Genomic DNA, 14,299 nt, shown 5'->3' on the forward strand with positions numbered 1-14,299 from the left:
TCCCGCGATGACTACCACCACCGACCTGCTGGCCGCCCTGGGCGTGCCGAGCGCCGCCTTCACCGGCGGCTCCATGACCGTCCGCAGCCCGATCGACGGCGCGGTGATCGGCGCGGTCCACGAGGCCAAGGCCGCCGACATGACCGCCGCGATCGCCAAGGCGCAGGACGCCTTCCTGGCCTGGCGCACCGTGCCCGCGCCCAAGCGCGGCGAACTGGTCCGCCTGTTCGGCGAGGAACTGCGCGCCAACAAGGCCGCGCTGGCCCGCCTGGTGTCGCTGGAGGCCGGCAAGGTCACCAGCGAGGGCGAGGGCGAAGTGCAGGAGATGATCGACATCTGTGACTTCGCCGTCGGCCTGTCGCGCCAGCTGCATGGCCTGACCATCGCCAGCGAGCGCCCCGGCCACCGCATGATGGAGCAGTACCTGCCGCTGGGCGTGGTGGGCATCATCTCGGCGTTCAACTTCCCGGTCGCGGTGTGGGCGTGGAACTCGGCGCTCGCGCTGGTCTGCGGCGACACCTGCGTGTGGAAGCCCAGCGAGAAGACCCCGCTGACGGCGCTCGCGACGCAGGCGCTGTTCGAGAAGGCCGTCGCCCGCTACCAGGGCGCGCCGGCGCACCTGTCGCAGGTGCTCATCGGCGGCGCGGCCGTCGGCGAGGCGCTGGTCGACGACGCGCGCGTCGCGCTGGTCTCGGCCACCGGCTCGACCCGCATGGGCCGCGCGGTCGGTCCGCGCGTCGCGGCGCGCTTCGGCCGCTGCCTGCTGGAGCTGGGCGGCAACAACGCGATCATCGTGACCCCCAGCGCCGACCTGGACCTGGCCGTGCGCGGCATCCTGTTCGGCGCCTACGGCACGGCCGGCCAGCGCTGCACGACGACGCGCCGCGTCATCGCGCACGAGTCCATCCATGACGAACTGGCCGCCCGCCTGGACCGCGCCCGCGCGCAGCTCAAGATCGGCAGCCCGGTCGAGGCCGGCAACCTGATCGGCCCGCTGATCGACAAGGGGGCCTTCGACGCGATGCAGTCGGCGCTGAAGGCCGCGCGCGAGCAGGGCGGCGAAGTCAGCGGCGGCGAGCGCGCGCTGGCGTCGCAGTATCCGGAGGCGTATTACGCGGTGCCGGCGCTGGTCCGCATGCCGGCGCAGACGGACATCGTGAAGCACGAGACCTTCGCGCCCATCCTGTACACGCTCAAGTACAAGACGCTGGACGAGGCGATCGCGCTGCAGAACGACGTGCCGCAGGGCTTGTCCTCGGCGATCTTCACCAACGACATCCGCGAGGCCGAGACCTTCGTCAGCGCCAGCGGCTCCGATTGCGGCATCGCCAACGTGAACATCGGCACCTCGGGCGCGGAGATCGGCGGCGCCTTCGGCGGCGAGAAGGAGACCGGCGGCGGCCGCGAGTCCGGCTCGGATGCGTGGAAGGCCTACATGCGCCGCACGACCAACACCGTCAACTACTCGCGCGAGCTGCCGCTGGCGCAGGGCGTGAAGTTCGATGTCTGAGCGCGCGGGGGAACTGAAGGCGCAGAGCGCGCTGAGCCTGCGCGTGGCCGAGGCGGCCGGCAGCGGCGTGTTCGCGCTGCTGCGCGGGGCGCTGGGCCAGGACGCCGCGCAGGCGGCATTCGAGCGGCTGCACGTGGTGCCGGGACTGCTGAAGGCGGCGGGCGAGCGCGTCTCGCGCGCCGAGCTGGCGCAGGCGCTGAACATGGCGCTGTTCCTCGACGTCACGCAGCGCGTGCCGATGGCGGCGGCCTACGTCGCCGACCTGCAGCGCGATGCGCAGCAACTGGTCTTCGACCACGGCGCGCTGCGCACCGTGGCGTGGCCCTGCGGCGCGCTGCCGCCGGGCGAGGCCGCGATCACCCGCGTGCTGCGCCCGCTGGGCTTCACGATGGCCGCCACCTATCCGCTGCCGCGCCTGAAGATGACCGGCCGCGCCTGGCGCCATGCCGACTTCCCCGAGGACATCGCGCAGTTCTTCGTCTCGGAGCTGCATCCGGAGCGCTTCTCCGGCAGCTTCCAGGGCGCGGTGACGCGCGTGCTGGCGAGCTCGCGGGATCCGCTGGCGCCGGCCGACCTGGCGCTGCTGGAACAGCTCGCGCGCGATGGCGCGCTGGCGCTGGGCGCGGCGGTGGCGCTGCTGCCGAAGCTGATCGGCTGCTTCGCGCGCCAGCATGGGCTGTTCGAGGCGGACGACTACCAGGCGCTGCTGGCCGAGTCGGCCGAGATGGCGTGGATCGCGACCGAGGGCAATGCGTTCAACCACGCGACCGACCGCGTCGCCGACATCGAGTCGGTCGTCGCGGCGCAGCGCGCGCTGGACCGGCCGGTGAAGGACACGATCGAGACCTCGGCCACCGGGCGCGTGCGCCAGACCGCGTTCAGGGCGGCACGCGTGATGCGCGAGTTCCTCGACCGCGGCCAGCGCGTGATGCTGGACGTGCCGGGCAGCTTCCACGAGTTCATCCAGCGCGCGCCGCTGGAGGCGGGCGGGGCGCTGGACCTCGCTTTCGACGCGGGCAACGCGACCGGCATCTTCAAGATGACGGCGGGTGCGGCGAAGGACGCCGACACGGCCGGCGAGGCCGCGGCGTGCTGAGTGGCGCGCAGAGTGGCGTGCTGAGCGGCGCCGGCCTGAACCGCGCCGGTTTCGTCGCCGAGGCGCGCGCGGTCTGCGGCGAGGCCTTCGTGCAGGACGGCGCGGCGATCGAGCCGCGCTTCCTGCAGCCGGCGCGCTATGCCGCGGGGCAGGCGGCGGCGCTGGTGCGGCCGGGCTCGCGCGACGAGGCCGCCCGCGTGATCGCGCTGGCGGCGGCCGCGGGCCTGCGCGTGGTGCTGCAGGGCGCGCACACGGGGCTGGTGCGCGCGGGCACGCCCGACGACGCCCAGGCCGAGGTGCTGCTGAGCACCGAGCGCTTGCGCGAGGTCTTCGAGCTCGACCCGCTGGACCGCACGCTGCGCGTCTCGGCGGGGTTCCGGCTGTCGGAGATCAATGAGCGGCTCGAGCCGCACGGCCTGTGGTTCCCCGTCGATCTCAGCGCCGATCCGTCGATCGGCGGCATGGTCGCGCACAACACCGGCGGCACGCGGATGCTGCGCTACGGCGACGTGCGGGCCAACACGCTGGCGCTGGAGGTCGTGCTCGCCGAGCCGGCGGGCCAGGTCTTGCGCCTCGGTCAGGGGCTGCAGAAGGACAACTCGGCGCTGGCGCTGGGGCAGCTGTTCATCGGCTCGTCAGGCAGCCTCGGACTTGTCAGCGAGGTGACGATCAAGCTCGCCCCGCTGCCAAGGCAGCGCGCCGTCGCGCTGGTCGCGCCGGCCGGGCTCGCGGACGTCTTCCCCCTCTACGCCGACGTGATGCAGCGCTGGGGCGGGCTGGTGTCCGCCTTCGAGGGCATCAGCCGCGCGGCGCTCGAGGCCGGCCTGCACGGACAGGACGCGGCGCGGTGGTTCGACGGGCAACTGCCCGATTACGCGATGCTCATCGAGCTCAGCAGCGAGCTGCCGGGCGATCAACTCGATCTCGGCGGGCTGCTGCAGGGCTGGCTGGAGACCGAATTCGAATCCGGGCGGGTGCGGGATGCGGTGCTCGACGCCGACGAGGCGATCTGGGGCCTGCGCCATCGCATCAGCGAAGGGCTGCGGGCGCAGGGCAAGGTGATCGGGCTCGATCTCTCGCTGCCGAGGCGGCACTTCATGGCCTTCCGCGAGCGCGCAGCGGCATGGCTGGCGGAGCGGTTCCCGCGCTTGCGGCTGGCTGACTTCGGCCACCTCGGGGATGGGGGGCTGCACTTCAACATGGTCTGGCCGGCGTCGGCGGGGGACTGGACGGGGGCGCAAGAGCTGACCCTGCGCGATGGGCTCTACGCGCTGGTGGCGGAGCTGGGCGGGTCGATCAGCGCGGAGCATGGGGTCGGGCCTCAACTGCAGGCGGCTTACCGGGCGCATTGGGCGAGGGTGGAGCCGGGGGTGCTGGGGTGGGCGAGGGCAGTACAGAAGGTGTGGGATCCGCACGCTCGAATGGGAAAAGTGGATTGGGGTGGTTGAATCGCTTGTCAGATTCAGAAATCGTGCTAAAGTCCAATTCTTCGCTGAGACGCAGTTGATACGAAATCAAAGCGAAGACAAATCCTGAAAGCCCAGGTGGCGGAATTGGTAGACGCACTAGTTTCAGGTACTAGCGGGTAACTCCGTGGAGGTTCGAGTCCTCTCCTGGGCACCAAATACGAAAAGCCGGCCATGAGCCGGCTTTTCCCATTCTGTTGCCCAGGAAGTGATGTCCGGTGGACATCACGGGGGGACTCGAATGGTTTGGACCGTGAGGTCCAAACCGGGGTCGCGCTTGCGTGACCGAGTCCTCTCCTCGTGGCAGGGCTACTGCATTCGGGAGCTGACGGGGTCGATGCCTTGGAGTGGCGTGGCCATGGCCTCAAAGGCCGCATCGGCCGCCTGCCCGGCGCGCGCCGCGTCGTCGAGGCTGACCTGCATCCTTCGCCGCATCCACGGCTTCAGATCTTCCAGCGGTCCCACATCGGGCAGCAAGCTCCAATCCTGCAAGGCCTGCACCGCATGCGGCACCGGCTCTTCCCCCGCCAGCGCCCGTTGCAGCCGCTTGGCCGCTTCCGGCATTTCCGCCATGAACTCCCCGTCCAGGTCCTTGGCGCGGCGCATCAAGCTCTGCCGCATCATCGACAGATGGGCCATCAACCGATACCCGTGATCCAGCACGGTATTGAGTTCCTGCAGCGGCGGCCTGACCCGCTTCGGCTCAGCCGCGCTCCGCGTCAACGCTGCTGACAGCGCGGCCAGCGCGTCATACGCCTGCCGCCTCGCCATCCGCTGCGTCAACGCGCCGGCCGGCGTCATCTCCGCCGTCATCGCCTGCATCGCGTACTGCTGCAACGCGTTCCTGGCCCGCTTCAATGCCCTGGGCAGATTCCTCCGCTCCCAACTCGGCAGCACGTAGCTGAACGCCCACGCCAGCACCGCGCCGAGCACCGTATCCGCGAGCCGTTCCGAGATCGCGATCCCATGCGACGGATCCGCCAGATGCGACTGCAGCAGCGCCATCACGGTCGCCGCGATCGCGGTCACCAGATACCTTCTGGTCACGAACGCATGCGCCACGCCCACCGCGATCTGCAGCACCACGATCCACAGCGTGATGTTCTGGATCTGCGCGAGCCCGAGCATCAGCCCGCAGCCGATCGCCGTCCCGAGCACGCGCATGTTCCTGCGTTCCAGCGTCTGATCCAGGCTGCCGCGCAGCACCACCGCCACGGACAGCACCAGCCAATGCGGATGCGATGCCCACGGCAACGCCAGCGCGATGAAATAAGCCGCCGACAACGCCAGCGCGCTGCGCAGCGCATGCCGCATCACCGGCGAATCCAGATGCCACTGCGCCTTGAGCAGCCCCATCGGCCAGCCCACCGGCGTCACGAAATTCCTCAGCGGCCCCGCGTCCACCGGCAGCGGCGGCAGCGGCTGCGCCACGTCCAGCGCGCGCCCCATCGCCAGCACTTCCGTGTCCAGATGCGAGAGCCGGTCCTGCAGCACCAGCTGCAACCGCACGCGCGGATCCTGCGCCGGCAGATCCGGCCACCGCGTCACCTTCACGCTCACCGCCGCTGGCGCGCGCTCATCCAGCAGCGCATCCCGGTACTCATCCAGCAGCACCGCCAGCGCCTTCAGTCTCCCGACCAACTGCGTCCGCATCGCCTGCCCCAGCGGATCCTCGCCGAGCAGCTCCAGATCCAGCCGGCTCGCCAGCATCAGGTCGCGCAGCTCCACCACGTGCAGCAGCACCGCCGCGCTTCTCGGATCCGTCTTCGCGCGCGGGAACACCTGATCGCGCGCCGTCTGCAACAGCTCCGCCAGCTGCGCTTCATTCCCCAGCCAATCCCGCATCGCATGCGCCGCCCCGCCGCTGCCCAGCAGCTCGGCGCGCGCGCTCAGCAGCTGCGCCAGCCCGTGCAGCGCATCCCCCAGCGCCAGCCGGTGGAATCTGCGCTGCAGCACCGCGCTCGAGATCACGCTCCACACCAGATAGAGCCCGATCCCCGCCGCGCCGCTGGCCAGCACGATCCCCAAGGGCTGCGGCGGCCAGGCCAGCGCGAACACCATCGCCAGGATGGGCGCGAACGACACCGGCCCGGCGCGCGGTCCCCAGCTCAGCAGCATCGCGCTGGCGAAGGCCAGCGCCGCCACGAACGTCCCCATCGCCACGCGATACGGATGCAGCACCGCCACCAGCCCGACAGCCAGCAGCGTCATCGCCCCGGCCGTCAGCACGCGGTTGCGGTTGCGCCGGACGCTGCCCGGCAGATCGGCCAGACTGGCGCAGATGGCGCAGGCCATCGCCAGCTGCGAGGCGACCTGCGACAGCGCGGCGGGCGCCGCGTGCGACACGATCACCTGCACCAGCATCACCCCGAGGGCGACGCTCAGGCCGTTCCACCAGTGCGCCGGCCAGTGCCGCCAGCGACCGGCCGCCATCAGGCTTCCCGGATGCGCTGGTTCAGATGGGCCAGCGCTTCCTCGACCTGGTCGACCAGCACCAGGCACAGATCACCCGGCTGCAGGCGTTCCAGCGCGCGGTCGATCGCGACGAACTCGCCGCGGATCTCCTCGATGTGCTTCGTCCGCGTCGCGCCCTTGAGGCCCTGCTGCAGCAGCGCGAGCACTTCGCCGTCCTCGCGTCCGCGCTGGCAGGCATCCTGGAACAGGATGGCCTCGTCGAAGGCCTCGCCCAGGATCTGCGTCTGCACGCGGATGTCCTCGTCGCGCCGGTCGCCGGCGCCCGAGATCACCACCGAGCGCCGGTTGGCCGGCAGCGCCTGCACGGCCTGCACCAGCGCGCGCATCGCGTCGCCGTTGTGGCCGTAGTCGGCGATGACGGTCGCGCCGCGATAGTCCATCACGTTGAAGCGTCCCGGCACGCTGTCCGGATCGCTCATGAAGCTGGCCAGCCCGCGCCGGATCGTGTCCCAGTCCAGGCCCACGCCCCAGGCCGCGGCCACCGCCGCCATCGCGTTCTCGTTCTGGAACGGGATCGCGCCGCCGCGGGTGAAGGGGATGTCGCGCAGCGGGATGGACTCGCGCCACGCGCCCTGCGCCGCCACCAGCGCGTCGCCATCGACATACACGCAGCGCTTGCCCTGCGCGCGGTGCGTCGCCATCAACGGGTGATGGCGGTCGCTGGCGAAATAGATCACCTGGCCCGGGCAGACGTCGGCCATCCGCGCCACGACCGGATCGGCCGCGTTCAGCACCGCGTAGCCGGTCGATGCCACGTTCTGCACGATCACGCGCTTGACCAGCGCCAGTTCCTCGACGGTGTTGAGGAAGTTCATGCCCAGGTGGTCGCCCTCGCCCAGGTTGGTCACCACCGCCACCTGGCAGCGGTCGAAGCCCAGGCCCTCGCGCAGCACGCCGCCGCGCGCGGTCTCGAAGACGGCGGCTTCCACGTCCGGATGCATCAGCACGTTGCGCGCGCTCTTCGGGCCGGAGCAGTCGCCGCTGTCGGTCTGGCGGCCGTCGACATACACGCCGTCGGTGTTGGTCATGCCCACGCGCAGCCCCTGCGTCGCGAACATGTGGGCCACCAGGCGCGAGGTCGTCGTCTTGCCGTTGGTGCCGGTCACCGCCACGATGGGGATGCGGCCGTCCTCGTTCGCGCTGCCGCGGTTGCCGGAGCCGTAGATGCTGGAGATGATGGCCTCGCCGACGTCGCGGCCCTTGCCGTAGGACGGGCTCAGGTGCATGCGCAGCCCCGGCGCGGCGTTGACCTCGACGATGCCGCCGTTCTGCTCCTCGAGCGGCTTGTGCACGCTCTCGGCCACTACGTCGACGCCGCAGACATGCAGGCCCACGACCGTCGCCGCCGCGATCGCGCGGGCCGCGACGTCCGGATGCACGTCGTCGGTCACGTCGGTGGCGGTGCCGCCGGTGGACAGGTTGGCGTTGTTGCGCAGGATCACGCGGCGGCCCTTGTCGGGCACCGAGTCGGGCGTCAGGCCCTGCAGGTCCAGCCGCGCGATCGCGATGTCGTCCAGGCGGATCCGGGTCAGCGAGGTCGCGTGGCCATCGCCGCGGCGCGGATCCTCGTTGACCTTGTCGACCAGCTGGCGCACCGTGTGCACGCCGTCGCCGATCACGTTGGGCGGGTCGCGGCGCGCCGCGGCCACCAGCTTGTCGCCGACCACCAGCAGCCGGTAGTCGCTGCCGGGCAGGAACTTCTCGACCATCACGGTGCCGATCTCGTCGGCCGCCTTGTAGGCCATTTCCAGGTGCTCGCGCGTGGCGACGTTGACGGTCACGCCCTTGCCCTGGTTGCCGTCCAGCGGCTTGACCACGACCGGCAGGCCGATCTCCTGCGCCAGCTCCCAGGCCTCGTCCACCGACGCCACCGGCGCGCCCACGGGCACCGGCACGCCGGCCGACTGCAGCAGGCGCTTGGACAGGTCCTTGTCCTGCGCGATCGACTCGGACACCGCGCTGGTCGCGTCGACCTCCGCGGCCCAGATGCGGCGCTGCTTCACGCCCCAGCCCAGCTGCACCAGCGAGCCCTGCGTCAGACGGCGGAACGGGATGCCGCGCTTGCAGGCGGCCTCCACGATCGAGCCGGTCGAGGGACCCAGGCGGATGTCCTCGTCGGTCTCGCGCAGCGCCTTGACGGCGGCGTCGGCGTCGAAGGCGGCACCCGACTGCGCGGCGGCGATCAGCTCGACCGCCTTGTCGAAGGCGGCGCGGCCCACGTCCTCCTCGCTGTACTCGACCACCACCTGGTAGGTGCCGGCCTCGGAGGTCGTGTGCGTGTGGCTGAAGGTCACCGGGCAGCCGGCCTGCGCCTGCAGCGCCAGCGCGGCCTGCTCCAGCACGTGGGCCAGCGAGATCGGCGTCTTGGCGCTGCTGGCCGGCCGCAGCGGGCCGATGCCGGGGAAGCGCTCGCGCAGCCGGGTCTCGAACCCGTCCATGTCGGCGAGCGCGCGCTCGGTCTCGCTGCAGTGCACGACCGCCTCGATGGCGGTGTGGCGGCTCCACATGTTGGGGCCGCGGAGGGCGCGGGTGCGGGAGACTTCCATCTGTCGTCTTTCGGTTCGTCTGTGCTTGGAATGTCGACGGGTCGGGGTCAGGCGATGCCGTGTGCGATGCCGTTTATGCGGCTGTTCAGCGCGGCAGCTCCGGCACGAAGGTGTCCAGGCCGGCCGAGATCAGCTCCGGCGAGATGCCCATCGCCCAGGCCGTGGCCACGGCCGCCAGCACCGAGTCGGTGTCGATCTCCTGGCCGGTGGCGCGGAAGCGCGCCTGCAGCGATTCCACGTTCGCGCCCGAGGTCTCCGCGCCGCCCTGCGCCAGCATCGCGGCGCCGCCGCGCAGGAACACGCCGCGGCCTTCCTTGGCGCGGTGCGCGGCCAGCGCGGCGTTGTCGGCGGCGACGGCGTAGAAGATCACCTCGCCATCGGACAGCGGCGCCATCTCGACCAGCCGCGGCTCGTCGGCGTTGAGCACGGCCACGCCGTCGGACAGCACCACGTCGACCTGCGTGCGCAGGACCTTGAAGAGCTGGTCCTCGGTCTGGATGTCGTGGTTGCCCAGCTCGGGCACGCGGCCCACGTCGGTGACCAGGCCGACCTGGCAGCGGTCGTAGGCCAGGCCGTCGGACAGGATGGTGCCGGCGCCGTTCTCGACCACGATGGCGTCGACCGCGCGGTTCATCAGCAGGCGGTGGCTGGCGGCCCAGGTCGCGCTGGGCTTGCGCTCGACGCGGCGGGTGCCCAGGAACAGGCCGTCGCCGCAGGCCAGGCCGACATGGCGGCCGTTCAGGTGCAGCAGCCAGCCGACCAGGCGCGCGATCTGCGCCGTGCCGCGCGAGCCGGCCACGCCCACGATGGGGATGCGGCCGTTCTCGTCCTCGGCGAACAGGTGGTCGATGATGGCCTGGCCCACCGGCTGGGGCATGCCCTCGGCCGGCTTCAGGTGCATCAGCAGGCCGGGGCCGGCATTGACCTCGACGATGGCACCGCCGGTCTCGGACAGCGGACGCGCGATGTCGCTGGTCACCAGGTCCACGCCGGCGATGTCCAGTCCGACGGTGCGCACCGCCAGCGACACGGCATGCGCCACTTCCGGATGGATCTGCGCGGTGCAGTCGATCGCGACGTTGCCGTTGCGCTGGATCAGCACGCGGCGGCCGGCCTCGGGCACCGCGTCGCTGGCCAGGCCCTGGCGCTGCAGGTCCAGCTGCACGACGGCGTCGCCGGCGATGTCGATGCGGTTGAGCGGGAAGTCCTCGGTCGTGCCGCGGCGCGGGTCGGTGTTGATCTGCAGGTCGATGAGCTGCACGACGGTGTGGACGCCGTCGCCGGTGATCCACGCCTCCTCGCCGCGCGCGGCGGCGACGACCTGGCCGCCCACCACCAGCAGCCGGTGCTCCATGCCGGGGATGTAGCTCTCCACCAGCACTTCCGAGCCTTCCTTCTCGGCCAGCGCGAAGGCGGCCTCGACGTCGGCCTGGTGGCGCAGGTCCAGCGTGACGCCGCGGCCGTGGTTGCCGTCGGACGGCTTGACGACGACCGGCAGACCCAGGTCCTGCGCCACGTCCCAGGCCTGGGCCGCGGTCTCGACCGCCTGGCCCGCCGGCACCGGCACGCCGACCGACTTCAGCAGCTCCTTGGTCAGGTCCTTGTCGCGCGCGATGCCTTCGGCGATCGCGCTGGTCATGTCGGTCTCGGCGGTCCAGATGCGGCGCTGGCGCGCGCCGTAGCCCAGCTGGACCAGGTTGCCGTCGTTCAGGCGGATGTGGGGGATGCGGCGGTCGGTCGCGGCGGCCACGATGGCGGCGGTCGACGGGCCGAGGTAGCAGTCGTCGAGCTTGTCGCGGATCGCCTCGACGGCGGCATCGACATTGAAGTCGTCGCCATTGATCGTGGCCATCAGCAGCGCATGGCCCTGCTCGAGCGCGCAGCGGGCGACCTGCTCGTCGCGGGCCCGGAACACCATCCGGTACACGCCGTGCTGCGAGGTCGAGCGCGTCTGGCCGAAGCCGGTCGGCATGCCGGCCAGGTTGAGCAGCTCGATGACGATGTGCTCCAGCACATGGCCCATCCAGGTGCCCTCGGTCAGGCGCTGCAGGAAGCCGCCGCGCTCGCCGACGCCGCAGTGGTGCTCCTCCAGCGCCGGCAGCCGCGCGCACAGCCGCGCGGTGAATCCGGGGATCAGGTGGGAGGGATGTTCCTCCAGGCCGCCGAGGTCCAGCCAGGTTTCCAGCACCGGACGGTAGGTCCACATGTTGGGGCCGCGCAGGTAGTTGATGCGCAGGAGCTTGATGTCGTCGTGTCGGCTCATGGGGGAAGGGGACGTGGAGGGGAACCGGCCAGAGGGCGGCTACTGGAATTTGAAGCGAAGCACAATTGTGCGCTTAAGAGAAAATCCGGCGAAACACCGCCAGAAGAATCACGAATGCAGCATCAACATCCTGTCTCGCCAGCTCCGGCCGGGTCGGCCGCCGAGGCCTTCGAATCACGCCATCGGCGTGGCGAGAACGTCCGGGCGACGCTGGAGGTTGACCTCGACAGGCGTTTGCGCTTCCGCGCGGGCGCTCTGCAACTCACCGACCAGCGCCTGCTGGCCTGGACACCGTCCGGCAACGCGGATGCCCGGCCGGCGGATGACGCGGACGGCGCGGATGGCGCGGATGAGGCCGGATTCCACGAATGGCCCCTGTCGCCGGCCCTGCGCCTGCAGCTCTCCGACCACGCCGGCCTGGGCCTGCTGGAGCTGGTGGACGCCTCGGGCCGGCTGGCGCAGTGGCGCTTCACGATGCAGGCCAACCTGCAGGCGCAGCGCTTCCAGGACGCCTTCAACCGCCGCGACGAACCCGCCCTGGATCAGGAGGCCGAGCCCGAGCTCTGCCCCAGCTGCCAGGCCGTGCTGCCCGAGGACAGCGAGGAGTGCCCCTCCTGCGCCCGCGAGCTGCACACGCCGCCGTCGACCTGGGTGCTGCTGCGGCTGTGGCGCTTCGCCCGGCCCTACCAGGGCCAGCTGTTGCTGGGCTTCCTGCTGATGCTGGGCGCGACCGGCGCGACGCTGGTCTCGCCCTACCTGACCATGCCGCTGATGGACAAGGTGCTGATCCCCTTCCAGCAGGGCCAGCAGATCGACACCGGCCTGGTGGCGCTCTACCTGGGCGGGCTGCTGGGCGCGGCGCTGGTGTCCTGGCTCCTGGGCTGGGCCAAGACCTACATCCTGGCGCTGGTCTCCGAGCGCATCGCCGCGGACCTGCGCACCGCGACCTTCGACCACCTGCTGGGCCTGTCGCTGGAGTACTTCGGCTCCAAGCGCACCGGCGACCTGATGAGCCGCATCGGCTCGGAGACCGACCGCATCAGCGTCTTCCTGTCGCTGCACGCGCTGGACTTCATCACCGATTGCCTGATGCTGCTGATGATCACGGTGATCCTGTTCACGAGCAACGCCTGGCTGGCGCTGGCCACGCTGGTGCCGCTGCCCTTCATCGCCTGGCTGATCCACCTGGTGCGCGACCGGCTGCGCACCGGCTTCGAGAAGATCGACCGCGTCTGGGGCGAGGTCACCTCGGTGCTGGCCGACACCATCCCCGGCATCCGCGTGGTCAAGGCCTTCGCCCAGGAACGCCGCGAGGCCGAGCGCTTCCGCACCGCCAACCGGCACAACCTGGTCGTCAACGACCGGCTCAACAAGACCTGGAGCCTGTTCACGCCCAGCGTCTCGCTGCTGACCGAGATCGGCCTGCTGGTCGTGTGGGCCTTCGGCATCTGGCTGATCGCGCACGCGCAGATCACGGTCGGCACGCTGACCGCGTTCCTGGCCTACATCGGGCGCTTCTACGGGCGGCTGGATTCGATGAGCCGGATCGTGTCGGTGACGCAGAAGGCCGCGTCCGGCGCCAAGCGCATCTTCGACATCCTGGACCACCACTCCAACGTGCCCGAGCCGGCCCAGCCGGTGACGCTGGACAAGGTCCAGGGCGGACTGTCATTGCAGGACATCGGCTTCCGCTACGGCAACCGGACGGTGATCCGCGACCTCAACCTGGAGATCCAGCCCGGCGAGATGATCGGCCTGGTCGGCCACAGCGGCTCGGGCAAGAGCACGATGGTCAACCTGATCTGCCGCTTCTATGACGTGACCGAGGGCGCGATCAAGCTGGACGGCGTCGACCTGCGCCGCTTCAGGCTGTCCGACTACCGCCGCCACATCGGCCTGGTGCTGCAGGAGCCCTTCCTGTTCTTCGGCACCATCGCGGAGAACATCGCCTACGGCAAGCCCGAGGCGACGCGCGAGGAGATCGTCGCCGCGGCCCGCGCCGCGCACGCGCATGAATTCATCCTGCGGCTGCCGCAGGGCTACGACTCGCTGGTGGGCGAGCGCGGCCAGGGCCTGTCCGGCGGCGAGCGCCAGCGCATCTCGATCGCCCGCGCGCTGCTGATCGATCCCCGCATCCTGATCATGGACGAGGCCACCTCGGCGGTGGACACCGAGACCGAGAAGGAGATCCAGAAGGCGCTGGACAACCTGGTGCGGGGCCGCACGACGATCGCGATCGCGCACCGCCTGTCGACGCTGCGCAAGGCCGACCGGCTGGTGGTGATGGACCGCGGCGAGATCGTCGAGGTCGGCCCGCATGACGAGCTGATCGCCAAGCAGGGCGCCTACTGGCGGCTGTGGGAGGCGCAGGCCCGCCGCGTCGACGCGGAGGAGCAGGACGCGGTCGTCGTCGTCGCGCCCAACGTCAATGTCCACACGGCCACGCAGGCCTGATCGCGCCGAGGTTCCGACATGAGCAACATCCACTCCCTCGCGCGCGACGCCTTCGGCCGGCTGATGCTGGTCGACGCGCAAGGCCTGACCCACGAGAACGTCAGCGCGGTGCGCGCGCATCCGCTCTCGGCGCCGGACGAGGGCATCTCGCTGGTCGGCACCGACGGCCACGAGATCGCCTGGATCGACCGCATGGCCGACCTGCCCGAGGACCAGCGCGCGCTGCTGGGCGAGGAGCTCGCGCATCGCGAGATGACGCCGACGGTGCTCAAGCTGCTGTCGGTGTCGACCTTCTCGACGCCGTCGCAATGGACGGTCGAGACCGACCGCGGCCCGACCCGCTTCATCCTCAAGAGCGAGGAGGACATCCGCCGCCTGAGCGAGGGCCGCCTGCTGATCCACAGCAGCCATGGCCTGCACTTCCTGGTGCCGGACCGCTTCGGGCTGGACCGGCATTCGCGCCGGCTGCTCGAGCGCTTCCTGTAGCCG

8 protein-coding genes and 1 tRNA gene are annotated in these 14,299 nt (G+C 70.8%); 6 read left to right on the forward strand and 3 right to left on the reverse strand.

The features are described 5' to 3' along the window. The first annotated feature begins 7 nt into the window (after positions 1 to 7). The 4 genes from amaB (at position 8) to ACEN96_RS04910 (ending at position 4,229) form a co-directional block, all read left to right on the forward strand. Complete coding sequence (gene amaB / locus ACEN96_RS04895) at positions 8 to 1,510, forward strand: L-piperidine-6-carboxylate dehydrogenase (protein ID WP_495586935.1); 1,503 nt, start codon at positions 8 to 10, stop codon at positions 1,508 to 1,510. 127 nt (positions 1,511 to 1,637) lie between these two features. After that, a complete protein-coding gene (locus ACEN96_RS04900) occupies positions 1,638 to 2,606 on the forward strand; it encodes a 2-oxoadipate dioxygenase/decarboxylase family protein (RefSeq protein WP_495588550.1) in 969 nt (322 codons plus the stop codon). After that, entirely contained in the window at positions 2,600 to 4,054 is a 1,455-nt protein-coding gene (locus ACEN96_RS04905; protein ID WP_495586936.1) for an FAD-binding oxidoreductase, read from the forward strand. The genes ACEN96_RS04900 and ACEN96_RS04905 overlap by 7 nt, the downstream gene beginning before the upstream one ends. A 90-nt stretch (positions 4,055 to 4,144) precedes the next feature. Then, positions 4,145 to 4,229, forward strand: a tRNA-Leu gene (locus tag ACEN96_RS04910). A gap of 152 nt (positions 4,230 to 4,381) precedes the next feature. Here the strand turns inward: ACEN96_RS04910 and ACEN96_RS04915 are convergent. From ACEN96_RS04915 to ACEN96_RS04925, 3 genes are all read right to left on the reverse strand, one after another. Continuing rightward, positions 4,382 to 6,505 carry an FUSC family protein gene (locus tag ACEN96_RS04915; protein WP_495586937.1) on the reverse strand — a complete coding sequence of 708 codons (2,124 nt, stop codon included), beginning with the start codon at positions 6,503 to 6,505 and terminating at the stop codon, positions 4,382 to 4,384. After that, on the reverse strand, positions 6,505 to 9,093 hold the full coding sequence (gene cphA / locus ACEN96_RS04920) for a cyanophycin synthetase (protein WP_495586938.1): 2,589 nt from the start codon (positions 9,091 to 9,093) through the stop codon (positions 6,505 to 6,507). The genes ACEN96_RS04915 and cphA overlap by 1 nt, the downstream gene beginning before the upstream one ends. Before the next feature lie 85 nt (positions 9,094 to 9,178). Next, on the reverse strand, positions 9,179 to 11,356 hold the full coding sequence (locus ACEN96_RS04925; RefSeq protein WP_495586939.1) for a cyanophycin synthetase: 2,178 nt from the start codon (positions 11,354 to 11,356) through the stop codon (positions 9,179 to 9,181). Positions 11,357 to 11,470: 114 nt separating this feature from the next. Here ACEN96_RS04925 and ACEN96_RS04930 point away from each other — a divergent pair, with 114 nt between their 5' ends. Then, entirely contained in the window at positions 11,471 to 13,810 is a 2,340-nt protein-coding gene (locus ACEN96_RS04930; protein WP_495586940.1) for a cyanophycin metabolism-associated ABC transporter, read from the forward strand. Between the two features lie 18 nt (positions 13,811 to 13,828). Beyond that, the gene (locus ACEN96_RS04935; protein WP_495586941.1) at positions 13,829 to 14,296 is read left to right on the forward strand and encodes a cyanophycin metabolism-associated DUF1854 family protein; all 468 of its coding nucleotides are present in this window, start codon (positions 13,829 to 13,831) and stop codon (positions 14,294 to 14,296) included. Positions 14,297 to 14,299 lie beyond the last annotated feature (3 nt).

This window comes from Roseateles sp. Mitsp63 (genome assembly GCF_059491535.1).